Origin of the sequence: Kineosporia sp. NBRC 101731 (assembly GCF_030269305.1) — a bacterium.
Lineage (GTDB): Bacteria > Actinomycetota > Actinomycetes > Actinomycetales > Kineosporiaceae > Kineosporia.
This window is the reverse complement of record NZ_BSTC01000003.1, coordinates 45,826-69,395: the sequence shown is the minus strand read 5'-3', so window position 1 is coordinate 69,395 and position 23,570 is coordinate 45,826. Positions and strand designations below refer to the sequence as shown.

Annotated in this window: 23 protein-coding genes; 9 read left to right on the top strand and 14 right to left on the bottom strand. The window is 68.7% G+C overall.

What is annotated here, in order from left to right:
• Window positions 1-235: 235 nt before the first annotated feature.
• The 3 genes from QSK05_RS10635 to QSK05_RS10625 all read right to left on the bottom strand — a co-directional run bounded on the left by QSK05_RS10635 (window position 236) and on the right by QSK05_RS10625 (window position 1,862).
• A complete protein-coding gene (locus QSK05_RS10635; protein ID WP_285596639.1) occupies window positions 236-634 on the bottom strand; it encodes a hypothetical protein in 399 nt (132 codons plus the stop codon).
• Between the two features lie 104 nt (window positions 635-738).
• On the bottom strand, window positions 739-1,263 hold the full coding sequence (locus QSK05_RS10630; RefSeq protein WP_285596638.1) for a hypothetical protein: 525 nt from the start codon (window positions 1,261-1,263) through the stop codon (window positions 739-741).
• Entirely contained in the window at window positions 1,260-1,862 is a 603-nt protein-coding gene (locus QSK05_RS10625) for a SigE family RNA polymerase sigma factor (RefSeq protein WP_285596636.1), read from the bottom strand. Before QSK05_RS10625 ends, QSK05_RS10630 begins: the two co-directional genes overlap by 4 nt.
• 135 nt (window positions 1,863-1,997) lie before the next feature.
• On the opposite strand from QSK05_RS10625, the gene QSK05_RS10620 reads away from it, so the two are divergent.
• On the top strand, window positions 1,998-3,134 hold the full coding sequence (locus QSK05_RS10620; RefSeq protein WP_285596634.1) for a Fic family protein: 1,137 nt from the start codon (window positions 1,998-2,000) through the stop codon (window positions 3,132-3,134).
• A 12-nt stretch (window positions 3,135-3,146) separates the two neighbouring features.
• On the opposite strand, the gene QSK05_RS10615 is transcribed toward QSK05_RS10620, so the two are convergent.
• The 7 genes from QSK05_RS10615 to QSK05_RS10585 all read right to left on the bottom strand — a co-directional run bounded on the left by QSK05_RS10615 (window position 3,147) and on the right by QSK05_RS10585 (window position 10,471).
• Window positions 3,147-3,770 carry a 2'-5' RNA ligase family protein gene (locus tag QSK05_RS10615; RefSeq protein WP_285596632.1) on the bottom strand — a complete coding sequence of 208 codons (624 nt, stop codon included), beginning with the start codon at window positions 3,768-3,770 and terminating at the stop codon, window positions 3,147-3,149.
• 55 nt (window positions 3,771-3,825) lie between these two features.
• Window positions 3,826-4,860, bottom strand: a complete 1,035-nt coding sequence (gene yjfF, locus QSK05_RS10610) for a galactofuranose ABC transporter, permease protein YjfF (protein WP_285596630.1) — start codon at window positions 4,858-4,860, stop codon at window positions 3,826-3,828.
• Window positions 4,857-5,879, bottom strand: a complete 1,023-nt coding sequence (locus QSK05_RS10605; RefSeq protein ID WP_285596628.1) for an ABC transporter permease — start codon at window positions 5,877-5,879, stop codon at window positions 4,857-4,859. The genes yjfF and QSK05_RS10605 overlap by 4 nt, the downstream gene beginning before the upstream one ends.
• The gene (locus QSK05_RS10600) at window positions 5,876-7,399 is read right to left on the bottom strand and encodes a sugar ABC transporter ATP-binding protein (protein WP_285596627.1); all 1,524 of its coding nucleotides are present in this window, start codon (window positions 7,397-7,399) and stop codon (window positions 5,876-5,878) included. The genes QSK05_RS10605 and QSK05_RS10600 overlap by 4 nt, the downstream gene beginning before the upstream one ends.
• Before the next feature lie 141 nt (window positions 7,400-7,540).
• Window positions 7,541-8,527, bottom strand: a complete 987-nt coding sequence (locus QSK05_RS10595) for an ABC transporter substrate-binding protein (RefSeq protein ID WP_285596626.1) — start codon at window positions 8,525-8,527, stop codon at window positions 7,541-7,543.
• A 388-nt stretch (window positions 8,528-8,915) separates the two neighbouring features.
• Window positions 8,916-9,380 (bottom strand): Lrp/AsnC family transcriptional regulator, encoded by a 465-nt coding sequence (locus tag QSK05_RS10590; RefSeq protein ID WP_285596624.1) that lies wholly within the window; start codon window positions 9,378-9,380, stop codon window positions 8,916-8,918.
• Window positions 9,381-9,598: 218 nt separating this feature from the next.
• Window positions 9,599-10,471: an oxidoreductase gene (locus QSK05_RS10585; RefSeq protein ID WP_285596622.1), complete on the bottom strand. Its 873-nt coding sequence runs from the start codon at window positions 10,469-10,471 to the stop codon at window positions 9,599-9,601.
• 63 nt (window positions 10,472-10,534) lie between these two features.
• Between QSK05_RS10585 and QSK05_RS10580 the strand changes: the two genes are divergently transcribed.
• Both QSK05_RS10580 and QSK05_RS10575 read left to right on the top strand, forming a co-directional pair.
• Window positions 10,535-11,134, top strand: a complete 600-nt coding sequence (locus QSK05_RS10580) for a TetR/AcrR family transcriptional regulator (protein ID WP_285596620.1) — start codon at window positions 10,535-10,537, stop codon at window positions 11,132-11,134.
• A 105-nt stretch (window positions 11,135-11,239) separates the two neighbouring features.
• On the top strand, window positions 11,240-12,328 hold the full coding sequence (locus tag QSK05_RS10575) for an alpha/beta fold hydrolase (protein ID WP_285596618.1): 1,089 nt from the start codon (window positions 11,240-11,242) through the stop codon (window positions 12,326-12,328).
• A 34-nt stretch (window positions 12,329-12,362) separates the two neighbouring features.
• Here the strand turns inward: QSK05_RS10575 and QSK05_RS10570 are convergent, their stop codons facing one another.
• The gene (locus tag QSK05_RS10570; RefSeq protein ID WP_285596616.1) at window positions 12,363-13,235 is read right to left on the bottom strand and encodes a diacylglycerol/lipid kinase family protein; all 873 of its coding nucleotides are present in this window, start codon (window positions 13,233-13,235) and stop codon (window positions 12,363-12,365) included.
• A gap of 37 nt (window positions 13,236-13,272) precedes the next feature.
• Window positions 13,273-14,193 (bottom strand): LysR family transcriptional regulator, encoded by a 921-nt coding sequence (locus QSK05_RS10565; RefSeq protein WP_285596614.1) that lies wholly within the window; start codon window positions 14,191-14,193, stop codon window positions 13,273-13,275.
• Between the two features lie 126 nt (window positions 14,194-14,319).
• On the opposite strand from QSK05_RS10565, the gene QSK05_RS10560 reads away from it, so the two are divergent.
• Window positions 14,320-14,619 carry a CBU_0592 family membrane protein gene (locus QSK05_RS10560; RefSeq protein WP_285596612.1) on the top strand — a complete coding sequence of 100 codons (300 nt, stop codon included), beginning with the start codon at window positions 14,320-14,322 and terminating at the stop codon, window positions 14,617-14,619.
• On the opposite strand, the gene QSK05_RS10555 is transcribed toward QSK05_RS10560, so the two are convergent.
• Window positions 14,620-16,029 carry an FAD-dependent monooxygenase gene (locus tag QSK05_RS10555; RefSeq protein ID WP_285596610.1) on the bottom strand — a complete coding sequence of 470 codons (1,410 nt, stop codon included), beginning with the start codon at window positions 16,027-16,029 and terminating at the stop codon, window positions 14,620-14,622. It lies immediately after the preceding gene.
• Window positions 16,030-16,082: 53 nt separating this feature from the next.
• Here QSK05_RS10555 and QSK05_RS10550 point away from each other — a divergent pair, with 53 nt between their 5' ends.
• The 5 genes from QSK05_RS10550 to QSK05_RS10530 all read left to right on the top strand — a co-directional run bounded on the left by QSK05_RS10550 (window position 16,083) and on the right by QSK05_RS10530 (window position 21,899).
• Complete coding sequence (locus QSK05_RS10550) at window positions 16,083-16,667, top strand: TetR/AcrR family transcriptional regulator (RefSeq protein WP_285596607.1); 585 nt, start codon at window positions 16,083-16,085, stop codon at window positions 16,665-16,667.
• Between the two features lie 224 nt (window positions 16,668-16,891).
• A complete protein-coding gene (locus QSK05_RS10545) occupies window positions 16,892-18,370 on the top strand; it encodes a glycosyl hydrolase family 18 protein (RefSeq protein WP_285596605.1) in 1,479 nt (492 codons plus the stop codon).
• 108 nt (window positions 18,371-18,478) lie between these two features.
• Window positions 18,479-19,816 (top strand): carbohydrate-binding protein, encoded by a 1,338-nt coding sequence (locus QSK05_RS10540; RefSeq protein ID WP_285596604.1) that lies wholly within the window; start codon window positions 18,479-18,481, stop codon window positions 19,814-19,816.
• Window positions 19,817-19,906: 90 nt separating this feature from the next.
• A complete protein-coding gene (locus tag QSK05_RS10535) occupies window positions 19,907-20,581 on the top strand; it encodes a response regulator transcription factor (protein ID WP_285596602.1) in 675 nt (224 codons plus the stop codon).
• On the top strand, window positions 20,574-21,899 hold the full coding sequence (locus QSK05_RS10530) for a sensor histidine kinase (protein ID WP_285596600.1): 1,326 nt from the start codon (window positions 20,574-20,576) through the stop codon (window positions 21,897-21,899). Before QSK05_RS10535 ends, QSK05_RS10530 begins: the two co-directional genes overlap by 8 nt.
• Here QSK05_RS10530 and QSK05_RS10525 read toward each other — a convergent pair.
• A complete protein-coding gene (locus tag QSK05_RS10525) occupies window positions 21,896-23,488 on the bottom strand; it encodes an LCP family protein (RefSeq protein WP_285596598.1) in 1,593 nt (530 codons plus the stop codon). The genes QSK05_RS10530 and QSK05_RS10525 overlap by 4 nt on opposite strands.
• Window positions 23,489-23,570 lie beyond the last annotated feature (82 nt).

Sequence of the window (23,570 nt, the reverse complement as noted above, 5' to 3'; positions counted from 1 at the left end):
TGCAAGATCCTTTTTAACCCGAAATGGCCCATGAACGCATGTCGAGCTGCCCTTCCGGCGCTGACTGGCCACTGACCGGCCAGGACGAGCACCGAGGGGTGCACCGTGAGGACAGTGCTGATCATGGGTCCCACCCGGCCGGACCCTGCAGACACGGCGGCGTGGAGCCGCACCCCCGGGCCCGGACCATCCGGGCCCGGCCTCCCGCGGGCGGGAGGCCCGGCCCGTCGGAATCTCAGTCGTTCGCCCGGTCCGGGTCCGTGGTCGAAGCCTCGCCCAGTTCCCTGAGCCCGTCCGAACACTCGGACGGGTCGAGGACTTCCTCGCCGGGCAGGAGCTGCGGCTCGTCGGTGGAGGCCACCGGCGTCACGTCTTCCTGGGCCACCAGCTCTTCCGACGCAGTGCCGGCCGGGACCCCAGCGTCCCCCGCGACGCAGATCGGCTCCACCGTCTCGTCACCGGCCTGCGCCGGTGAGCCGTGGACGGTCACCACCTTCGACGTCTGCGTGCCATGCCCGGTAGCCACCGAAACCGTTTCCGGATGAGATGAACTCGCCACCGCCACCCCAGCTGCCGACAGCACCAGACCCGACGCGAACACCAGCGCCGCACTCGTGACGATCTTGCGAGACATTCGGCCTCCTGAAGTGACGACCCGGCGGGCCGGCGGCACCGGCCTCACGGCTCCGGATCGTCACCTGTATGACAATCGGGAGACCGGACGGGTTGTGCACACGGTCAGGGAGTTCTTCCGCGCAGGAGCCACGACCACACCGTCCCGGAACCGGGATCGAGGGTGAAGCCCACCTCTCCCACACAGGACGAATCCTCCGCCGGAACCGATTCTTCCGGTGTGGCAAGGTCTTCCGTCGCATCGGACGCCGGGACACCCTTCGATCGGCGTTCCGTGCCCTCGTCCAGGAGCTCGGCGCTCTCGCTGCCCGCCGGGGTGAGGGTTGCGTCCTCCCCGGCCTGAACGGTGGGACAGACCGCCGTGGGGGTCGGCCGGCCCGCCGGCTGTACGCTCCCCCGGCCCACCCCGAGCACCATCGGAATGGCCAGCACGAGAGCCGCAATCGCCAGCGCCACAGCGGCGGGAACGATCAGGGCGTGCACCGTCCGGTTCAGCCGGGGCAGCCGGAGCCGGGTGCCGTCCATCTCCCGGTACAGGCGTCCTTCTCCTCCGAGTCGCGGCGTGACCTCCGAAAGATCCCGCGCCAGAGCCTCCCTGAGCCTCGCCTCGAGGATGTCGTCGCCCGTCATCGTTCCTCCCCGCAGATCGCCGGTTCCAGCACCGAGCGCAGTTTCGCGAGCCCTCGCGACGCGTACCCCTTGACCGACCCGGGCCGCAGACCCAGCGCCTCGGCCGTCTCCTTCTCCGACAGGTCCAGGTAGTACCGCAGGAGCACCGTCTCCCGTTCCCGGCGGGGCAGTTCGGCGATCGCGCTCAGCAGGGCGCTGGGCAGGCCGGCACCGAGCGCCCGGTCCTCCGCACTGACCTCGTCGTGGTGGCGCAACGACGTCAGGCGCTCCACCACCGACCGGCGTCGCAGGCGGTTGCGGGCCACGTTCACCACGCTCCGGTGCAGGTAGCGAATCGCCTCGTCCTTCTCCCGGATCCGCGACCAGTTCGCGTAGACGGCCAGGAAGGCGTCCTGCACCACGTCCTCCGCCACCGCGGGGTCCCGCACGAGCACCGTGGCGACCCGCACCATCTGGACCTGGTGCTGATGAAACAGGGCGCCGACCGCGGCCCGGGTGTCGGCGGTGGTCGGACGGCTCGTGGCCGCGACGGTGGACACCGTGGTGAACCGGGCCACCGGCGGCGGCGGGGGATCGGACGGGACGGACAAGAAGGTCACGCCCCTATGACACCCGAGCGCCCCCGGAGGTTGTGCTCACCGGTGTAGCCCTGGCCTTCAGGGTGACCGAGCCCCGCAACGCGGATCGCGCCCTGACGCAATGACAACGTCACTACATCGCCCTATGCTGGCCACGTGCTCTTTCCCACGCCGCGGCTCTCCCCGAACGATGAGCGGGTCCTCGCCGAGATCGACTCCATGCGCGAAAGCCTTCGCCATCAGGTGCAGGCCGCCCCTGCCACCTGGGTCGACGGCCTGCGGAAGTACCTCACCGCAGATGCCGTCGCGGCCTCCAACAGCATCGAGGGGTTCCGGGTGTCGACCATCGACGCACAAGACCTGATCGCCGGAGAACGCGACGTGGAGGTATCGGCCGAGAACCGCGACGAGACGCTCGCCTACCAGCGGATGATGACGTACGTCCAGACCCTCCACGACGTCGTGGATTTCCGTTACGACAAAGGCCTTCTCAACGGAATGCACTGGATGCTCCAAGGGCACCGCCACAGCCCGCGGCGCCCGTCGGGCCAATGGCGCCGAGGTCCCGTCTATGTCACCGATCCTCGCGATCCGTCCGTCGCTGCTTACACCGCTCCGGACGCCGATCTGGTACCCGGCCTGATGACGGAACTGGTCGATTGGCTCAATGCGGACGACGACGGGTCGGCCCTGGTGAAGGCGGCCATGGCTCACCTGAACCTGGTCTCCATCCACCCCTGGCCGGACGGCAACGGCCGGATGTCCCGCTCCCTCCAGACACTACTCATCGCCCGGGAAGGCATTCTGGCACCGGAGTTCTCGTCGGTCGAGGCCTGGCTGGGACGGCCGGGCAACACCTGGGAGTACTACCGGCAGCTCAGCGACCGGGGCTCCAGCTACCGGCCGGATCAGGACGTCACCCAGTGGCTGCGTTTCAACCTCGGCGCGTACCACCAGCAGGCCCAGACCGTGCAGGGCCGCTGGGACCGCTCGGCGGCGGTCTGGGAGCAGCTGGAGACCGCCACCACCGAACTCGGCCTGGACCCGCGCACGGTCTCGGCCCTGCACGACGTCGCCATGACCGGCCGACTGCGCCGGGCCCGGTACGAGCAGGCCGAGGGCCTCAGCACGCAGCAGGCGCAGCGGGACCTGCGCGATCTCGGCACGCTCGGGCTTCTTGTCGCCTCCGGGCGCACCCGGGCCCGTGTCTACGTGGCCGGGCCGCAGTTCCCCGAGCAGGCCCTGACCACGGCGCAGACACCGATGACACTGACCGACCCCTACGCCGCATAACTGATCCAGGGGCTATCTCTGACCCAGGGGCACCGCACCGACGGGGACCAGGCGGAAGGCCCGGGCGGCGGGGTCCGTGCTGACCTCGAGCAGGTGCAGTGCCTCGATGCGCATGCGGGCGTGACTGGGACGAACACGGCGCAGACGGCGCGCCAGATCGTCCGTGGAGGCCTCGGCGAAGGCGTAACCGAGCGTCAGATGGGTGACCCCGGGGTGGAAGGTGTCGGCCTCCGGCCCGCGCAGGTCCCGGATCACCGACCGGACCACGCCGATCAGGTCCTGCAGCGGCTCGTCCTCCAGGTCGCAGAGGGCACCGGTGGCGTAGGCGAGCGGACTGCCCGCCAGGATCTCCAGCGGCCGGACCTCCCGCAGCCGCGACCGTAGGGCCTCGAGCAGCGCTTCCCGCTCCCCCGCGCCGATCTGCGCCGCCGGCGCGTCACCGACCTGCGCCAGCGTCACCCGCAGCGCCTCGTCCGCGACCGGGACGATCGGGAATCCGTCCAGCGCCCGGCGACAGTCCCCGAACAGCGCCGCCAGGTCGCGGTCCGCGGCCAGGTCGGGCACGGCGCAGACGAACAGCCACGACTGCCCGGTCGACCAGGGACCCTGCGCGGGACGGAACTCGAACGGCTTCACAGCGGTGCTCTCCTCGGGGCGGACAGGCAGTGCCCCGATCCTCTCGCAACCCGCTCTATCCCTGTCGCACGGCCCGTTTCCCGGTGACGACCCGTTGCAGCACGATGAACGCGAAGAGCAGCACCCCGACCACGATCCGCGTCCACCAGGAACTCAGGGTGCCCTGGAACGTGATGATGGTCTGGATCAGCCCGAGCACGAGAACACCCAGCACGGTGCCGAACAGGTAGCCCGACCCGCCCGCGAGCAGCACCCCGCCGATCACCACCGCGGCGATGGCGTCCAGTTCCAGTCCCTGGGCGTGCAGGCTGTAGCCCGACAGCGTGTAGAAGCTGTACAGCACCCCGCCCAGCGCCGCGCAGAACCCGCTGATGCCGTACACCGCGATCCGCGTGCGGGCCACGGGAAGGCCCATCAGCAGAGCGGAGTCGGCATTCCCGCCGATCGCGTAGACGCAACGGCCGAACCGGGTCCAGGCCAGCACGATCGCGGCGACCAGCACCACCACCAGGGCGACGATGACGCTGCTCGAGATGAACACGCCCTTGTCGAAACGGATGCGCTGCTGGGCGACCGAGACCCAGAAACCGTTGTCGATCGGGATCGAGTTGCGGTTGATCAGCAGGGCCAGACCCCGGGCCAGGAACATCCCGGCGAGGGTGGCGATGAACGGCTCCACCTTGAAGTAGTGGATCACCGCGCCCATCGCCAGCCCCAGCGTGGTGCCGATCAGGAGCAGCAGCGGCAGAACGACTCCCGCGGGCCAGCCGGCGTGCAGCAGGGTCGCGCCCAGCGTCGTGGTCAGGGCGATCACCGCCCCGACGGACAGGTCGATGCCGCCGGTGAGGATCACGAAGGTCATCCCGACCGCGACGACCAGCAGAAAAGCGCCGTCCACGAAGATGTTCAGCACGACCTGGATGTCGTCGAAGCCCTCGTAGTTCACCACGCCGATGCCGTACATGAACGCCAGCAGCGTCAGGGTGGCGATGACCGGCACGTGCTGCCGGTCAGGCTGCCAGCGCTGCCTCTTCGGTCCCTCGATGGTGGACGCGGGGGTCTGGTCGGGTGCGGTGGTGTCCGTGGTCATGCGACAGCCTCCTTTGTGGCAACGGCCGGTGTTCGCCGCCGGAGCACGCGCTCGCGGAAGGCCGGGGACTGGCCGAGACAGAGCACGACCACGACGACCGCCTTGAACAGCAGCGTGGCCTCCACCGGGATGCCGACGCTGAGGATCGTCACGTTCAGCGTCTCGATCAGCACCGCGCCGAGCACCGTGCCGGACAAGGAGAACCGGCCCCCGGTCAGGGCCGTGCCGCCGATGACGACCGCGAGGATGGCGTCCAGCTCGATCAGGTTGCCGGCCGCATTGCTGTCGGCACTGGACACGTTGGAGCTGTAGATCAGCCCGGCGACCCCCGCGCAGACCGCCGCGATCACGTAGACCAGCCAGGTCAGGCCGCGGGCCTGGATACCCGCCAGGCGGCTCGCGGCCGGGCTGCCCCCGACGGACTGCAGCAGCAGGCCGAGCGCGGTGCGGCGGGTGAGCAGGCCGGCGACGATCGCGACGACCACGGCGATGATCACCGACACCGGCAGGGCCAGGAAGTACCCGGCACCGATCACCCGGTACGGCGCGGAGGTGACGTTGAGGATCTGCCCGCCGGTGATCAGCTGGGCCAGGCCCCGGCCCGCGACCATCAGGATGAGGGTGGCCACGATCGGCTGGATCCCGATCACCGAGACCAGGAATCCGTTCCAGACGCCGAGTCCCAGGCACAGCAGCAGGGCGACCGCGACGGCCCCGAGCACCCCGGTGACACTGCCCGGATCACTCAGGTCACCGATCAGCAGACACGACAGCGCACCGCTGACGGCCATCACCGAGCCCACCGACAGGTCGATGCCACCGGTCGCGATGACCAGCGTCATACCGACCCCGACCAGGATCAGGGGAGCCGCGCGCCGCGCGATGTCGATCAGCGAGCCGTACAGGTGGCCGTCGTGCACCGTGATGCTGAAGAAGTTGTTCGAGAAGAAGATGTTCAGCACCAGCAGCAGGACGAAGACCGCGAAGGGCCAGAACAGGTGGTGCTTGTAGAACGTCATGACGCCTGCTCCCCGGCAATCGTCTGCATGATCCTCGTCGCGTCCACGGTGTCGGTGTTCTCCAGTTCCTCCACCAGACGACGCTCCCGCAGGATCTCGATCTTGTGGCTGAGACGCAGCACCTCTTCCAGCTCGGCGCTGACGAACAGCACCGCCATCCCGCCGTCGGCGAGTTCCGCTATGAGTCGCTGGATCTCGGTCTTGGCCCCGACATCGATGCCGCGCGTGGGCTCGTCCACGATGAACAGCCGGGGCTCCGTGATCAGCCATCGCGCCAGCAGCACCTTCTGCTGGTTGCCCCCGCTCAGGTCCTTGACCAGACGGTCGGGATCGGCCGGGCGGATCTGCAGGGCCTTGATGTACTTGTCCACCAGCTCGTCGGCCCGCCGCCGCGAGACCGGCCGCATCCATCCGCGCGAGGCCTGCAGCGCCAGGATGACGTTGTCGCGCACGCTCAGGTCACCCACCACCCCCTCGGTCCGCCGGTTCTCCGACGAGAAGGCGATACCCCGGGTCATGGCCGCCCGAGGGGTCCGGAACACCGTGCTCCGGCCGTCGATCGTCAGCCGGCCCTCGTCCGCCCGGTCGGCCCCGAACAGCAACCGGGCCAGCTCGGTGCGCCCCGACCCGAGCAGCCCGGCCAGACCAACGATCTCCCCGGCGTGAATGCTCAGCGTGAACGGCTCGATCCCGCCCTTGCGACCCAGGCCCTCGGCCTCCAGGAACGGCTCGTCCCGCCGGATGCGCCCGGCCGGCTGCTTCTCCAGATCTTCCAGCGTGGCCAGTTCCTTGCCGATCATCGCGGCCACCAGCTGCATCTGCGGCAGCTCGGCCGTCCGGAACTCCCCCACCAGCGTGCCGTTACGCAGCACGGTCATCCGGTCGGCGACCTCGTAGACCTGGTCGAGGAAGTGCGACACGAAGACGATCGCCACGCCCTGGCTCTTCAGCCGCCGCATCACCTCGAAGAGCCGCTGCACCTCGGAGGCGTCGAGGCTGGAGGTGGGCTCGTCGAGGATGAGCACCTTGGCGTCGATGTCGACGGCCCGGGCGATCGCGACCATCTGCTGGATCGCCAGCGAATAAGTACTCAGCGGCGCGGTGACGTCCAGGTCCAGGTCGAGCCCCGCCAGCAGTTCCCGGGCCCGGCGCCGCAGGGCACCCCACCGGATCTTGCCCAGGCGGCGGGGCTCACGACCCAGCAGGATGTTCTCCGCGACAGAGAGATTCGCGCAGAGATTCACTTCCTGGTAGACCGTGCTGATCCCGGCCTGCTGCGCGGCCAGGGGCCCGGCGAACCGCACCGGTTGCCCGGCCAGCCGCACGCCTCCCCCGTCGATGTCGTACACCCCGGTGAGAACCTTGATCAGGGTGGACTTCCCGGCCCCGTTCTCCCCCATCAGCGCGTGCACCTCACCGGCCCGCAACCGCAGGTCGACGCCGTCCAGCGCCACCACCCCGGGGAAAACCTTGCGGATCCCCGTCATCTCGAGAATCACGTCGTCATCGTCAGCGCTCATGCAAACACAAACTCTCCCCCGTGATCATGCAAAACCTCCCCAGTGTTCTAGAACTCCCGCGACGACAGTTCTAGAACTCCGGGGAGGTTTTGCATGATCACGACCAGAAGGGGTGGGTGGGTGGACGGTCAGGTCAGTTGCTCAGTACTTGCGCTCGGGGAGGACTTCCTTCGCCTGCTCCGGCGTGAAGGTCGTCTCCTCCGTCAGCACCCGCTTGTCCACGGTGCCGCCGTCGGCGACGGTCTTGGCCAGGTCCATGAGTTGCGGCCCGAGCAGCGGGCTGCACTCGACGATGAAGTTGATCTTCCCCTCGGACAGCGCGGTCATGCCGTCCTTGACGGCGTCCACCGTGATGATCTTGATGTCCTTGCCCGGGGTCTTGCCGGCCGCCTCGATCGCCTCGATCGCGCCCAGGCCCATGTCGTCGTTGTGGGCGTAGAGCACGTCGATGTCGGGGTGCGACTTGAGGAAGGTCTCCATCACCTGCTTGCCGTCGGTGCGGGTGAACTGACCCGTCTGCGAGGCGATGATCTTGAACTTCGGATCAGCCTTGATGGCATCGGCAAAACCGGCCTTACGGTCGTTCGCCGGGGCCGCGCCCGGGGTTCCCTGGAGCTCGACGATATTCACCGGGCCGGACTCGTCCTTCTCGTCCTCGACCAGCCATTCACCGGCCTTCTTACCTTCCAGGACGAAATCCGAACCGATAAAACTTTCGTAAAGAGTTTCATCGGTCGAATCGATGGCCCGGTCTGTGAGAATCACCGGGATCTCGGCGTCCTTGGCCTCCTTCAGCACGGTGTCCCAGCCCGACTCCACCACCGGCGAGAAGGCGATCACGTCGACCCGCTGGGTAATGAACGAGCGGATCGCCTTGATCTGGTTCTCCTGCTTGCCCTGCGCGTCGGAGAACTTCAGCTCGACCCCGGCCTCCTTGGCCGAATCCTTGATCGACTTGGTATTGGCCGTACGCCAGCCACTCTCGGCGCCGACCTGGGAGAAGCCAATGGTCAGCTTGTCGCCACCACCGCCACCGCCGCCGTCGCCCGATTCGTCGTCACCACAGGCACCCAGCACGCTGACGAGCAACGCTGCCGTGAGCAGTACACCGGCCCGTTTCCTGAACATCCCAGCCTCCTGACGCACCACGCCAACCCCGTTGTTAACGTTCACAATTTTGGTTACGGCAGTGCGGGAACGAAGTCATCGAATTGTTTGCGAACTCCTGCGACCAGCCGCCGAGCACCCCCGAGAATCCGGCCGGCCGGTTCGTGCCAGGAGTTTTACTGTTCCCACAGCAGGCGTCAAGCGATCGAAATGCAACGTCCAGTGCCAGACTTATTGATGGCTTTTCCCGAGGCTTACTGTTATGCCAGATATCCGGACCGTCCGTCGCAATATCCTTGGCATTTCCCAGGCCTTCGCGCATCATCGCCCGCACGAGATCGACGAACGACGCCCGCCCCACTCCGAACAATTGTTCGCTTCACCGAACAAAGTTCGGCAGAAGCTGCACTCAGCCGTCCAGCTCGCTCGGCGCCACGGCCCGGTTCTCGGTGTGCTCGTAGAGCAGCGAGGTCCGGAACCCGATGACCTCCTTACGGGCGCTGAACCGGTCGACGAGCATGCTGTGCATGGCGTCGACGCTCGGCACCGCCACGTGCACCAGGAAGTCCTCGCTGCCGGCCACCACGTAGACGGCCAGCACCTCGGGCTGGGCGAGCGCGAAGGCCTTGAAACCCTGGATGACGTCACGACTCAGCGGCCGCACCTGGAACGCGACCATGGCCTGCACCCCGCGCCCGATCCGGGTCAGGTCGACGCGGGCGTGATACCCCGCGAGCACCCCCGACCGCTCCAGCGCCCGGGTGCGCACCAGGGTGCTCGACGGCGCCAGCCCCACCCGCGACGCCAGCTGCCGGTTGGTCAGGCGGGCGTTCTGCTGCAGCTCAGTCAGGATTGCCGCATCTCGTTCGTCCATCCGCCCAAACTAACGCTCTTAGTTCGGCAGCCCGTGAACCTCGGCGATGGCACCCACCCATCCTTCCGTGATCATGCAAGGTGTCCCCAAAGTTCTAGAACTCTCGAGCGAACAGTTCTAGAAGGCCGGGGACACTTTGCATGATCACGAACAGAGGAGGGAGGCCACGTCCAGGTCTTAGCCCGCCCCCGCACACGCCTACAACCGCACGCCAGAGCTCACAGTGACGGGAAGCGCACTCCTGTCAGTTCTTCCGAGACCGTCCACAATCGTCGGGCCACGTCGGCGTCCCGAGCGGCCTTCGACGGGGTGATCAGCCCCGGCTCACCTCTCGACCGGAGGAATCCGGTCGGGCCGGCATAGGCGTTGCCGGGCACGTCGGCGACCGCGGCGAAGAGGGTGGGAAGGGCACCGCCGTCTTCACTTTGGGCCAGCCGGTTGCTCACCCGGGCGAGCAGGGAGAGCCCGGCCCGGTCGCTGAACGAGTGCCCGAGGTTGGTCGCCGCCAGCCCCGGATGGGCGGCGGTTGCGATCACCGGGGAACCCGCAGCCGTCAAGCGGCGCTGAAGCTCGGCCGTGAACAGCAGATTCGCCAGCTTCGACTGGGCGTAGGCAGGAAAAGGCCGGTAGGGGCGACGTTCCCAGTTGAGATCGTCGAAGTCGATGGAACCGGCCCGGTGACCGTTGGACGAGACGGTGACGACGCGACCGGTGATCTGGGGCAGGAGCAGATTGGTCAGCGCGAAGTGCCCGAGATGATTGGTGCCGAGCTGGGACTCGAAGCCGTCGGGGGTGCGCCGGAGCGGCGGCATCATGATGCCGGCGTTGTTGACGAGAAGATCGACGGGCCGGTCGAACCCGGCGGCGAACGCGCGCACCGACGCCAGTTCGGAGAGGTCCAGAACGCGCACCTCGGTCGACCCCGGCATGGATGCGGCGGCCCGGTGCCCCTTCTCGGGACTGCGCACGGCGAGAACGACATGCGCACCGGCGGCGTCGAGCGCCCGGGCCGCCGCCTGGCCGATCCCGCTACTGGCGCCGGTGACGACGACCGTGCGGCCGTGCTGGGAGGGGACGCTGAATGTAGACACAGACAACAATGTAGGCATCGACTACTTATGTAGTCAACGCCTACATGCGGCTAGGATGGGGCCGTGCCAGACGGGACCGACGAGCGCTACCACCACGGAAACCTGCGCGCGGCGCTACTCGCGGCGGCCGAGCAGACCACCCGCGAGAGCGGCGTCGATGCGCTGTCGCTGCGTGACCTGGCCCGTCAGGTGGGCGTCAGTCACGCCGCGCCGCGCCGCCATTTCCCCGACCGCCAGTCCCTGCTCGACGCGCTGGCCGTCAACGGTTTCCAGCGGATCGACACAGAACTGCGCACGGCTGTGGCGGGGGCCGGTGACGATTTCGTGGCCCGCCTGAAAGCGCTGGCCCAGACCTACACGCGGTTCGCCACCCGCGACGCGGCGCTGCTGGAGCTGATGTTCTCGCGCAAGCACGGCGAGAACGCCGACGTGTTCATGGCGGCAGCCCAGCCGTCGTTCGCCCTGATGGAAGATCTGCTCCGGGAGGGGCAGGAGCAGGGTGTGCTGCGGGACGGACCGATCGACCAGGTCGGCATCGTGCTGTTCGCGACCATGCACGGCATCGCCGCGATGACCAACGGTCACCTGGCGCCGCCGGAACTGCTCGAAGGGCTGGCGAACACCGCGGTGGAACAGTTCGTCCGGGGTGCGGCCCGGGCCTGAGCCGAACTGGATGATCGTCAGCCAACCGTCAGCGAACGGTCGTCCTGGCGACAGCGACGGGCACTCGAATGGTGACCGTCACCCTGACCCAGCCCGGACGGATTCATGAACATCTCTGACGTCGCACCCCCGCACCACCTTTCCCGGCGACAGTGGCTGGGTGCCACGGTCGGCGCCTTGGCCCTCGTTTCGGTGGGCGGCCTGGCGGTGGTGAACCACCAGATCGACAGCTACGTCGACCCCTGGCAGGAGAAGGTGGCCGCCGCCGGCTTCCTGCAGAAGACGGCCCTGGTCAACGGCGTGAACCTGAGTTATGCGGAGGGGCCCGACCACGGCCCGGCCCTGGTGCTGCTGCACGCCCAGCACATGGACTGGTTCAGTTATAGCCGGGTGTTGCCCGCACTGTCGCGGTCGTTCCACGTCTTCGACATCGATTACCCGGGGCACGGCGCGACCACCGTGCCGGAAGGTTATGCAATGACGGTACGGCGGATCGGGACCGACCTGGCCGACTTCATGACGGCGACGACCGGCCCGGCCTTCGTCACCGGTAACTCCTCCGGCGGGCTGCTGACCACCTGGCTCGCGGCGAACCGCCCCGACCTGGTGCGGGCGGCGATGCTGGAAGACCCGCCTCTGTTCTCCTCCGAGGCCGACCGGATCGCCGGCACCATCGCCGACCGGTCGTTCGCGACCTGCGCCGACGCCGTGGCCCAGGACGTGGACGACTTCCTGCTGTTCTGGATCGACAGCAACAGCACGTTCTTCGACAAGCACGCTTTCAAGGGCTCGGCGAAGGTGCTGACCGCGGCCGTGAAGTCGTACCGGGGAGCGAACCCCGGCGAGCCGGTGGAGATCCGCTTCCTGCCCGACGACACCACGCGGCTCTTCGTGCGGGGCATGGATCAGTTCGACCCCCGCTTCGGCGCGGCCTTCCACGACGGCACCTGGAACGCCGGGTTCGACCACGCCCAGGCCCTGCGCACGATCACCTGCCCGGTGCTGCTGCTCCAGGCCGAGACCTCGACGCTGGCCGACGGCACGTTGAACGGAGCAATGACCACGCAGGACGGACAGCGGGCGGCGTCACTGCTGACCCATGGCACCTACCGGACGATCGACGCCACCCACGTCGTACACCTCGACCAGCCCTCAGCGTTCACCCAGCTGCTGGAAGACTTCTTCGTCAGCTGATGCGGTGACGAACCACGAAAAACGACTGCTCGGGTCAGCGCAGCACGGCCAGGGCCCCCGGCGCGATCTCGATCTGCACCCGGTCGCCTTCCTCGATCTCCAGCACCTCACCGTCGATCTGCAGCGGCGCCGCCTTCAGCGCGGTGAACCGGTAGTCGGTGACGCTCGGCTGCTCGCCGAGCCCGGTGGTGGCGGCGTGCACGGCCTTGGTGACCGCCCGCCACCGCGGTTCGTGAGGTGTCAGGGTGACCTCGAAGAGGCCGTCCTCCGGGTCGCCGTTGTCGCTGAGCTTGAGCACCTTGGCCATCTGCGGGATGTTCGAGAACACCAGGCTGTCGATGGCGATGCGCCCGCCGTCGGCCAGCTCGACCCGCAGCGGCCGGAAGTTGTTGAACGAGCGCACCACGGTGACGATCTCGCGCAGCGACCCCTTGGTGCCCTTCTCCAGCTCGACCGCGACCACCGGGGTGATCCCGAATCCGATGTAGGAGTGCGCGTACCGGGCGAGCTTCTCGCCGTTGACGCTCAGGCGCAGCAGGTCCATCCGCCGCACCTCGTCTTCCGCGAGGGCCTCGGGCAGAGGACGCGGGGCGGTCACACGGTGGTGGTCGTTCGCGTTACCGGCGGCCACCACGGTGGCCACGGCGTGGGTGTCACCGGCGTCCATGATCCCGTTCACCACTTCGTTGTACCCGCCGTCACCACTCACAGAGACGATCAGAGGACGCCCGTCACCCGCGGCCTCGCGGGCCAGGGTGCGTGCGTGTCCGGCGAACTCGGTGGGCAGCAACTCGACCCGCGCATCGGGACGGCCGGCGAGCACCTCGTCCCGCAATTGGTGGGCCTTGCCCTTCGCGTCACCGGTGCTGTGGGGGTTGAAGATCAGGACGACCCGGTCGAACGGCATGCACTGATCATGGCGTCACCGGGGCGGAACGGCACGGTCAGCTGACCGATTCCTCCAGACTCACCGCCGCGGCGGCCTCGCGGATCAGCGTGACCGCCACGTCCTGGGCCTCGGGGACGTTGCGGCCCTCGTAGCGCCGCAGCACGATGCGGCGGGTGCCGAGCCCCGGCATCTCGAGCGGGCTGACCCCCGGGTGCGACTGGCCGATCAGGGCCAGTGACGGCACCAGGGCCACGCCCTCCCCCGCCGCGACCAGGGCGAGCGCGGTCTGGATGTCCTGGTAGCGGTGCACGGTCGGGCCCGAGATCCCCAGGGCGCGGCGGACCCGGTGGGTGGCCTGGGAACCGGCGGCCGAGGCGTCGGGGCCGAGCCAGGGCAGGGACTGCTTGGCCAGGTCGACCACGTCGACCTGGGTCGCCCCGGCCGGCACGACCAGACGCCAGGGCTCGTCGAGCAGGGGTGTCTCGGTCATGTTCTTCGGCAACCGGGGCGAGGCCTGCTGGGAGTCCAGTTCCAGCACCACCAGGTCCAGGTCACCCGATCGCAGCATCCGCAGCAGCTCTTCCTGGTCGTCTTCCCGCACCTCGAACCGCAGGCGGGGATGACGTTGTTTCCACTCCGGCAGGCTGGGGGCGAAGACGACCCGCAGGAAGGTCTGGAAGATCCCGACGCGCACCGTGCCGACCGGGTCCACCTCGTCCTCGAGCAGTTTGGCGCGCACCAGGTTCAGGGCCCGCTCGATCTCCTCGGCCGTCTCCACCAGGGCCTGCCCGGCCTCGGTGAGCAGGATGCCGTGCGCCGTCCGAGTGACGAGCGCGCAACCGGTTTCGGCCTCCAGCCGGGCCAACTGCTGGGAAACGGCAGACGGCGTGACACCCAACTCGTCGGCCGCCGCGAGCACCCCTCCTTCCCGCGCGATGGCCAGGAGGAACCGGAGTCGGCGGGGGTCGATCCTCATGTTCAGCAACGCTAAACGCCGGATGCAGTGAAGTGCAATTGTGCTGAAGGCGTCCGGAGTCTCATCATCATGGCCGGGAGACGGCGATCCGGCTCCCTCCCTCACGATCGAAAGAAGGCTGCTCCGATGGCGGCAATGCTCGGCTGGCTGGGCACCATGGGCACTTTCGGCGCCTATGTCCTCCTGAGCCGGGGGCGCTGGACGGCCACGTCCCTGCGCTACTCACTCCTCAACGCGATCGGCGGCATGGCCGGCGGCATCGCCAGTTCGATGTACGGGGCCTGGCCCAGTGCGGTCTCCAACCTCCTCTGGGCGGCCATCGGCACCCACGCCGTGGTCACCACCCTCCTGGCGCGCCGCCAGAGCGCCGCAGCGGCCTCCGTACCAGCTCCTCCCCAGACCGTTCAGATCCCGGAATTCGTCTGATCAGGCGGTTTCCGGCCCGCTGATCAGGCCGATCTGCTTCAGGTAGGCAGTGATGTCTTCCACCGAAGAGGTCACACAGCCCAGGTAGTTGTCGGGGCGCACCAGGAACAGCCCTTCGCCGTCGTAGATCTCCCGGGCCTCGTCGATGCGGTGGGCGGGAATCCCGAGCTCGGGAAGCTCGCCCTCCCAGCCGATCGCGAGCAAGGTGGCGTGCGGGCCCCGCAGCAGGTCGAAGACGCGGCGCCCGTCGTGCAGCGGAGCGTCCGGAGCCCGATCGCCCGCCTGCAGAAGGCCCGGTTCGGTGCGGTGTTCGCAGGCGAGCGGGCCCTCACGGTAGGTCAGGGAGAGCTGTTTGAGTACCGGATCGTCGCGGCGCAGGGCGTCGTCCTGACGCCGCACCGCCCGCCCGTACAGCTGCGTGCTGATGCCGAGCACCGCCGCGGCGACCGGAAGCCGCTCCGCCTCATAGGTGTCCAGCAGGGCGCCATCACCTTCCCGGGCGGCCGCGAGCTTCCAGCCGAGGTTGTACGCGTCTTGGATTCCGGTGTTGAGCCCCTGCCCACCGGCCGGTGGGTGAACGTGGGCCGCGTCACCCGCGAGAAAGACGTTACCCACCCGGAAGCGTGACGCCATGCGGATGTTCGCCCGCCAACGGGAGGTCCAGCCGACGTGGGTGACGGTGATCGAGGGGTCGGCCGACGCCACGAGTTCCTCGACCGAGGCATCCATGTCCGGTGAGTAGAGCTGGAAGTCGTCGGTCCCGGCCAGGGGACACAGACCCAGGCGCATCGACCGGCCGTCGGCGTCCGGCCAGATGTGCCAGCTGTCCCGGCCCAGGCCGGTCAGCTTCACGTCGGCGATGAACAACTGCTCGGACTCGTGCGTCTCCCCCTCGAAACCGACGCCGAGAGCCCGACGTACAGTGCTGCGTCCACCATCGGCACCCACCACGTACCGGGCCGTGAGATGCTCACCGTCCTCGAGCGTGAGATGTACGCCACGCTCGTCCTGGGCCAGGGCCTCCACCCCCACGCCGAACTCGATCGGCAGCCCCTGCGCCAGCAACTGGCCGGTGCGCCACTGGGGCACCATCAGGCTGTTCGGGTAGGGGACGGACGCGGTGGGCTCGTGGTGCTCGTCCATCCGGCGGGTGGTCGTGGTTCCGTCGGGCAGATGGATGAGCAGGGGCGGGTATTCGCTGCCGACCGCCAGGAAGTCCGGCAGCAGCCCGAGATCGTCGAGCACCTCCAGGGAGCGCGGTTGCAGCCCTTTGCCCCGCGATCCCTCGAACGGCGCCGGGGACTTCTCGAGCAGGCGGAAGGGCACCTGGCGCCGTTGCAGCTCGCGGGCCAGGGTCAGGCCGGTCGGCCCGGCACCGACGATTACGGTGAATTCTGATTCACTGAACATGAGTTCACCATAAGAACGGCGATAGGGTCGCGTCAACCCCGGAGGTGAGACGAATGTCCGTGCGCAAACAGCAGGCGGCCCAGACCGAACTGGAGCTGAAGGCCGCCGCCGTGAGGGTGTTCGCCCGCACCGGGTACCTGAAGGCGAAGATCACCGACATCACCGCGGAGGCCGGGCGCGCGACCGGCTCGTTCTACAAGCACTTCACCGGCAAGGAGAGCGTGCTCGAGGCCCTGCTGGCCGACCTGCTCACCCGGACCGACGACAACCTGCGGGCCCTGGAACACGGCCATCCCGACGACTTCCGCGACCGCGAGGCGGTGCGCTGGCACGTCGCGAGCTTCTGGGACTTCCAGCAGCAGCACCGCACCGTGCTGGTCGCCCTGCAACAGGCCTCCACCGTGGACGCGGCGTTCGCCCGGCGCCAGGACGAGATGCTGGAGCCCGATCTGCGGCACCTCGCCGAGCACCTGTCGGGCCTGGCCCTGCCGGGCGACCCGATCGTGGCCGCGACGATCGTCAGCCGGCTGATGTGGTCGTTCGCCACCGCGACCCCGCCGCACACGAGCGACGACGAGGCGATCGAGACCCTCACGACCTTCATCCACGCCGGCCTGGCCGGACTGGGCCGTTCCTGATCCCGTCCTGATCCCGATGAGCTCGAAAGCCTTACCACCGGGCGCAAATTAACCGGCCCGAAACGTAAGGACGCCCACGTCACCCCGGGTTTTCAATCTCCCGTAAATGCGGTGTGCGGAATTTTGAATACTTCCCTTTACGTGCCTTGTATGGGTATCTTTTGAGAACAGCAATACGTAAAGACTCTTCACTAATCATGACTCCCGCCCTGAAGGGGAACGCCATGAAGCGTGCTCGTTTGCTTGCCGTCGGCCTGTCCGCCGCGGCAGCAGTCGCGCTGGTCGCGACGATGTCACCGATGGGAGCCCAGGCCGCCACACCGATGTCGGCGGCCGCGGCCACCTGCTCCGGAGCCACCTGGGCCAAGGACGTCGCCTACACCGGCGGCGCCGTCGTCACCTACAACGGTCATACCTGGACCGCGAAATGGTGGACGTACGGCGACGTTCCGGGGGCGAACGCCCAGGACGTCTGGGTGGACGGAGGAGTCTGTGGCGGAACCGACCCGACCACACCTCCGACCACACCCCCCACCACACCTCCGACGACTCCACCCACGACACCTCCCACGACCGACCCGCCGGGCACCAGCGGCAAGAAGGTCGTCGGCTACTACACCGAGTGGAGCACCTACCAGCGCAACTTCCAGGTCAAGGCGCTGGACACCAGCGGTGCCGCCGCGAAACTGACGCACATCAACTACGCCTTCGGTAACGTCACCGGGGGCAAGTGCGCCATCGGCGACGCCTACGCCGACTACCAGAAGACCTTCACCGCAGCGGATTCCGTGAGCGGTACGGCCGACACCTGGGACCAGGCGGTCGCCGGGAACTTCAACCAGCTGCGCCAGCTGAAGAAGAAGTACCCGAACCTCAAGGTGATCTGGTCGTTCGGCGGCTGGACCTGGTCGGGCGGCTTCGGTGCGGCGGCGGCCGACCCCACCGCCTTCGCCCAGTCCTGCCGGGCCCTGGTCGAAGACCCCCGCTGGGCCGATGTCTTCGACGGGATCGACATCGACTGGGAGTACCCGAACGCCACCGGCCTGACCACCGACACCAGCGGTTTCGACGCCTACCGCAAGCTGATGGCAGCCTTGCGCACCTCGTTCGGGAGCGACCTGGTCACCTCCGCGATCACCGCCGACGGCACCTCCGGCGGCAAGATCGAGAAGGCCGACTACGCCGGGGCGGCCCAGTACGTGGACTGGTACCTGCCGATGACGTACGACTTCTACGGTGCGTTCGACGCCGACGGCCCGACCGCCCCGCACTCGCCGCTGACCGGTTACAGCGGGGCCCCGATCACCGGCTTCGACTCGGCCACGGCGATCGCGAAGCTGAAGAGCCTCGGGATCCCCAGCAGCAAGCTGCTTCTGGGCATCGGCTACTACGGCCGGGGCTGGACCGGAGTCTCCCAGGCGGCACCGGGTGGTTCCGCCACCGGGCCGGCGCCGGGCACCTACGAGGCCGGTATCGAGGACTACAAGGTGCTCAAGACCTCGTGCCCGTCCACCGGCACCGTGGCCGGCACCGCGTACGCCAAGTGCGGCAGCAACTGGTGGAGCTACGACACGCCCGCCACCATCGCCGGGAAGATGACGTACGCCAAGCAGCAGAGCCTGGGCGGAGCCTTCGCCTGGGAACTGTCCGGTGACACCACCGGCGCCGAGCTGACGAAGGCCGTCTCCAGCGGCCTGGGTTGATACTGGGCAGACACCACATCGGGGCGCCCGGCCCTCACCCTGACACAGGGCCGGGCGCCCTCTCTCCCGCGGAACCTTGGCGAACCTCGACGAAGAGGATTCTCTGACATGTCTTTCCGACGTACCTCCGCCCTTCTGGCCACCGCGTGCGTGGCCGTTTTCCTGGGCAGCACCCCGGCCACCGCCGCCGTGCCCGCCCCGCCGTCCGGTTTCACCACCGTCTGGTCGGACGACTTCAACGGCACCGCGAACACCCTTCCCTCCTCGGGGAACTGGCTCTTCGATCTCGGGCACAGCTATCCCGGCGGCGCCGGGAACTGGGGCACCGGTGAGATCGAGGAGATGACCAACCGCACCCAGAACGTCAGTCTCGACGGCAACGGGAACCTGCGGATCACCCCGCTGCGCGACTCTTCCGGCAACTGGACCTCCGCCCGGATCGAGACCCAGCGCACCGATTTCGCCGCCCCGGCGGGCGGAGTGGTGCGGTTCGAGAGCCGGATCCAGCTCCCGAACGTGACCGGGGCCGCCGCGCAGGGCATCTGGCCGGCCTTCTGGTCGCTCGGTGACGCCTTCCGCGGCAACTACACCAACTGGCCCGGCGTCGGTGAGATCGACGTGATGGAGAACGTCAACGGGGTGAACACCGGCTACGGCACCCTGCACTGCGGGGTCGCGCCCGGCGGGCCGTGCAACGAGTACAACGGGCTGGGCGGCAGCAGGTCCGGCTTCAGTCCCACCCTGCAGGGCGGGTTCCACACCTACGCGGTGGAACTCGACCGCAGCACCTCGCCCGAGCAGTTGCGCTGGTACATCGACGGGCAGCAGTTCCACTCCGTCTCGGCGAGCCAGATGGACGCCACGACGTGGAACAACGCCACGCACCACGGCTTCTTCCTGATCCTCAACGTGGCGATCGGCGGCGGCTGGCCAGGCAACCCGACCGCGTCCACGGCCTCCGGGGTCCCGATGACCGTCGACTACGTGACGGTCTCGAGCAGGAGCGGGGGCGGCACCACCCCTCCCCCGACCGGCGGGAACCGGGACGCCTACGCCACCATCGAGGCCGAGAGCTACACCAGCCAGGTCGGTACCCAGATCGCTGACGTGGACGGCGGCGGCAAGAAGCTGGGCTACATCGCGAACGGCGACCGGGCCGTGTACAACGGCGTGAACTTCGGTTCCTCGGCGGCCCACACCTTCGCCGCCAAGGTCGCGTCCGGGGCCGCCGCCGGGGTCAGCGGCCTGATCGAGGTGAGGCTGGACAGCGCCACGGCGAGCCCGGTCTCGACCATCGCGGTCGCCAATACCGGTGGCTGGCAGAGCTACCGGGAGGTGCCGGGATCACTGTCGGGCGTGACCGGCACGCACGACGTCTACCTGACGTTCTCGTCCGGGCAACCGAGTGACTTCGTCGACCTGGACAGTTTCACCTTCCGGCACTGAAACCCCGGGGTCACCGGGCCGGGAACCCGGCCCGGTGACTCGCCCCACCCCTTCAGCAGGGATTCAACCGCCAGGAGGCAGACTGCTGCCGTGCGAGTCCTGGTGGTTGACGACGAGGCCCGGTTCGCCGAGGGCATCCGCCGGGGACTGGTCGCGGAAGGCTTTTCGGTGGATGTCGCCGAGAACGGGATCGACGGGCTCTGGCGGGCCCGCGAGGTGCAGTACGACGCGATGGTGCTGGACGTGATGATGCCCGGGCTCAACGGGTACGAGGTCTGCCGCACCCTGCGCGACGAGCAGAACTGGACCCCGATCATGATGCTCACGGCCAAGGACGGAGCCTGGGACCAGGTCGAGGGGCTCGACACCGGCGCCGACGACTACGTGGTCAAACCGGTCGAGTTCCCGGTGCTGGTGGCCCGGTTGCGCGCCCTGGTCCGGCGGGGACGGCCCGAGCGCCCGACCCTGCTGACCGTCGGCACGCTGGTGGTCGACCCGGCCTCCCGCGAGGTGCGGCGCGGCCGCACACCGATCACCCTGACCAGCCGGGAGTTCGCGGTGCTGGCCTTCCTGGCCCGGCGCGCGGGCACGGTGATGTCGAAGCAGGACATCCTCAACGGGGTGTGGGACGACGACTTCGAGGGCGACCCGAACATCGTCGAGGTGTACGTGGCGCACCTGCGGGCCAAGATCGACCGGCCGTTCGGGGTGGAGACCGTCGTGACCGTGCGCGGCGCCGGGTACCGGCTGGTGGACGATGCGTGAGCGCCGGCGGTACGCCTCGACCTCCCTGCGGGTCCGCATCACCACCGCCACCACGATCATCGTGCTGCTGGTGCTCGCCCTCGGCGCCACCGGGTTCGTCCTGCTGCTGCGTTCCCAGGTGAGCCGGGCGCAGTCCACCACCGCGCGTCAGCAGGCGGTGCAGCTCGCCCGCGAGACCGAGGCGGGCGGCGTGCTGCCCCCCTTCGAGGCCGACGAGGTGATCATCCAGCTGCAGCGCGGCGGGCACGTGGTGGCCGTCGCGGACGACGACTTCGCCGAGGTGCCGCCCCTGCCGGTCAGTGGCCGGCCCCGGGTCGTGCGGCTGATGGGCGAACGCTGGACCGTGCGCTCCAGCCGGGTGCGCCTTCAGGACGGCGTCGTGCAGTACATCGTGGTGGCGCGCTCGCTGGAGGGTGCGGACGACGCCACCCGCTCGGCGAGCTGGCTGCTGGGGGCGGGGGTGCCGGCGGTGAGCCTGTTCGTCGCGGCGCTCACCTGGACGGTGGTCGGGCGCTCGCTGCGCCCCGTCGAGCAGATCCGTTCCGACGTGGAGAAGATCGGCGACGACCCCTCGGGGCGCATCGTGGCCCCGCCCGGACGGGACGAGGTGGCGCGGATGGCCGAGACGATGAACCACATGCTCGCCCGCCTGGAGACCGCCCGGCACGTGCAGCAGCGGTTCGTGTCGGACGCCTCGCACGAGCTGCGCTCCCCCGTGGCCGCCATCCGTCAGCACGCCCAGGTGGCCCTGCTGCACCCGGACGCCACCACGCTCACCGGCCTGGCCGAGGTGGTGGACACCGAGGCCGCCCGACTCGAGGAACTGGTCAGCGACCTGTTGCTGCTGGCCCGGGTGGACGAGCGGCGCTCGGTGAACCGGCAGGAGATCGACCTGGACGACCTGGTGCTGGCCGAGGGCGCCCGACTACGGGCCCTGGGCGTGCGGGTCGACGCGACCGGGGTGGGCCCGGCCCGCGTGGTCGCCGACATCGCCCTGATGACCCGGGCCGTGCGCAACGCCGCCGAGAACGCCCGCCGTCACGCCCGCACCACCGTCGCTCTCGGCCTGCACGACGACGGTGGCCACGCGGTGCTGCGGGTGGACGACGACGGCCCCGGAGTTCCGGTCGAGGACCGCGAGCGCGTCTTTCGCCGCTTCGAGCGGCGTGACGACTCCCGCGACCGGGACCGCGGCGGCGCCGGCCTGGGCCTGGCGATCATCGCCGAGGCCGCCCGGGACGCCGGCGGCTCGGCCCGGCTGGACACCTCCACCCTGGGCGGCGCCCGGCTGGAGATGCACCTGCCGACCAGCGTTTAGTCGTCCGAGTCCTTCTTGCTGGTCGCCGCCGCGTAGGCCTGGCCCGGAGTCATCGGGACGCCGTTGTACTTCACCGTGTTGTAGGTGCTCACCGGCACGCACTCGGCCTTCTTGGCGGTCGAGGCGTGGGAGTCGGTGAGGGCTTCCTTGCGCTGCTTGGTCGTGCTCTTGGGATAGGTGTTGCCGGTGCTCCAGTCCTGGCCGATGACCAGGGTGACCTCGTCGACGTCCGTGCTCTTCTGCAACAGGGACGAGGGCACGTCCAGGTCGGCGGCGAGCTGCTGGGCCTGGTCGACCTTGCCCTTGGGGTAGAGCACAGCGGTGCGGCTCTCCAGATCACCGGACGAGGAGTCGGTGACGGCCTGGTCGTAGCCCTGCTTCTGAAGTACCTGGGTCAGCGCGGAGGCCCGGCCGTCCTGGCCGCCGCGGTTGCGCACCTCGACGGTGAAGCTGGTGCTGGCCGCCTGCTCGACCTCGGCCGTCGTGGCGGCAACCGTGGGGGTGGAGGTCGTCGACTTCGCCTTGGAGAGCGACTGGTCCTCGGCGATCGTGGCGAACAGCTTCTGGGCGGCCGCCGCGGGCACCACCCGGTTGGCGTTGTCCGGGTCGGCCGCCGTCTGCATCGTGGTGAAGGTGATGCGGTCGGTGTCGACCTTGTTGAACTCCGTGGCCAGGTCGATCAGCTTCGGGATGCTGTCGAGGCCCTCGTCCACCGTGAGGGCGCTGGTCGCCGCGTTCGCCACCCCGTACAACTTGGTCGGGTTGAGCAGCGTGCCCTTGTCCTTGAGGGAACGGATGGACGCGGACAGGAACGCGTGCTGGCCGTAGGTGCGGCCCAGGTCGCTGCCGTCGCCGAAACCGTGGCGCGTACGCACGAACTGCAGGGCCGCCTCGCCCTTGAGCGTGTGTTTGCCCTTGGACAGCTTCAGGTGCGAGTAGGTGTCGTAGACGTCTCCGCTGACGCAGACCTGCACGCCGCCGGTGGCGTCGGACATCTTGATGACGCCGGCGAAGTCGACCATCGCGAAGTGGTCGATCGTGATGCCGGTGAGCTGGTGGATCGCGGCCACCGAACAGCCCGGGCCGTAGGCCAGGGCGCTGTTGATCTGCCCGAAGCGGGCCCCGACGCTCCGGCCGGTGGTCGAGTCCTCGCAGCCGGGCATGTCCGTCATCGTGTCGCGGGGAATGCTCATCGCGGTGATGTTGGTGCGGTCGGCCGAGACGTGCACCAGCAGCTCGACGTCGGCGTTGGAACCGGTGTCGTCACAGGCCCCTCCGAGCTTGCAGTTCTCGCCCTGCCGCGAGTCCGTGCCGATCACCAGGACATTGATCGGGAAGCGGCCCTGCTCGTCGGCCTTCTGCACGCCCGCACTGCCGGTCGTGCCGCTGAACAGGGCCGACGACGCGATGTTCCCGTTCAGGTGCTGGTAGACGTACGCCCCGCCGCCGGCGGTGCTCGCGACCAGCAGCACCACGGTGCCGAGCACGTACTTGCCCCAGCCTCCGTACCGGTGACCGCGGGAGTGACGCATCGGTCGCGCTCCGTCGAGCTGTCGCTCCAGATCCCGCTGGGCTTTCCTCTGGCTCACGACCGGACATCCACACGGCGCGTCACGCAGTTTCTGGGGACCACGCTGGCATGGTCGCGCCCGGACCCTGAACCGCACCTGA

Bases quoted from the DNA above. Each gene is read 5' to 3' on its own strand.
- QSK05_RS10635 (WP_285596639.1), bottom strand. From the start codon at position 634: ATGTCTCGCAAGATCGTCACGAGTGCGGCGCTGGTGTTCGCGTCGGGT.
- QSK05_RS10630 (WP_285596638.1), bottom strand. From the start codon at position 1,263: ATGACGGGCGACGACATCCTCGAGGCGAGGCTCAGGGAGGCTCTGGCG.
- yjfF (WP_285596630.1), bottom strand. From the start codon at position 4,860: ATGACCACGGACACCACCGCACCCGACCAGACCCCCGCGTCCACCATC.
- QSK05_RS10605 (WP_285596628.1), bottom strand. From the start codon at position 5,879: ATGACGTTCTACAAGCACCACCTGTTCTGGCCCTTCGCGGTCTTCGTC.
- QSK05_RS10600 (WP_285596627.1), bottom strand. From the start codon at position 7,399: ATGAGCGCTGACGATGACGACGTGATTCTCGAGATGACGGGGATCCGC.
- QSK05_RS10595 (WP_285596626.1), bottom strand. From the start codon at position 8,527: ATGTTCAGGAAACGGGCCGGTGTACTGCTCACGGCAGCGTTGCTCGTC.
- QSK05_RS10590 (WP_285596624.1), bottom strand. From the start codon at position 9,380: ATGGACGAACGAGATGCGGCAATCCTGACTGAGCTGCAGCAGAACGCC.
- QSK05_RS10575 (WP_285596618.1), top strand. From the start codon at position 11,240: ATGAACATCTCTGACGTCGCACCCCCGCACCACCTTTCCCGGCGACAG.
- QSK05_RS10570 (WP_285596616.1), bottom strand. From the start codon at position 13,235: ATGCCGTTCGACCGGGTCGTCCTGATCTTCAACCCCCACAGCACCGGT.
- QSK05_RS10565 (WP_285596614.1), bottom strand. From the start codon at position 14,193: ATGAGGATCGACCCCCGCCGACTCCGGTTCCTCCTGGCCATCGCGCGG.
- QSK05_RS10560 (WP_285596612.1), top strand. From the start codon at position 14,320: ATGGCGGCAATGCTCGGCTGGCTGGGCACCATGGGCACTTTCGGCGCC.
- QSK05_RS10555 (WP_285596610.1), bottom strand. From the start codon at position 16,029: ATGTTCAGTGAATCAGAATTCACCGTAATCGTCGGTGCCGGGCCGACC.
- QSK05_RS10550 (WP_285596607.1), top strand. From the start codon at position 16,083: ATGTCCGTGCGCAAACAGCAGGCGGCCCAGACCGAACTGGAGCTGAAG.
- QSK05_RS10545 (WP_285596605.1), top strand. From the start codon at position 16,892: ATGAAGCGTGCTCGTTTGCTTGCCGTCGGCCTGTCCGCCGCGGCAGCA.
- QSK05_RS10540 (WP_285596604.1), top strand. From the start codon at position 18,479: ATGTCTTTCCGACGTACCTCCGCCCTTCTGGCCACCGCGTGCGTGGCC.
- QSK05_RS10530 (WP_285596600.1), top strand. From the start codon at position 20,574: ATGCGTGAGCGCCGGCGGTACGCCTCGACCTCCCTGCGGGTCCGCATC.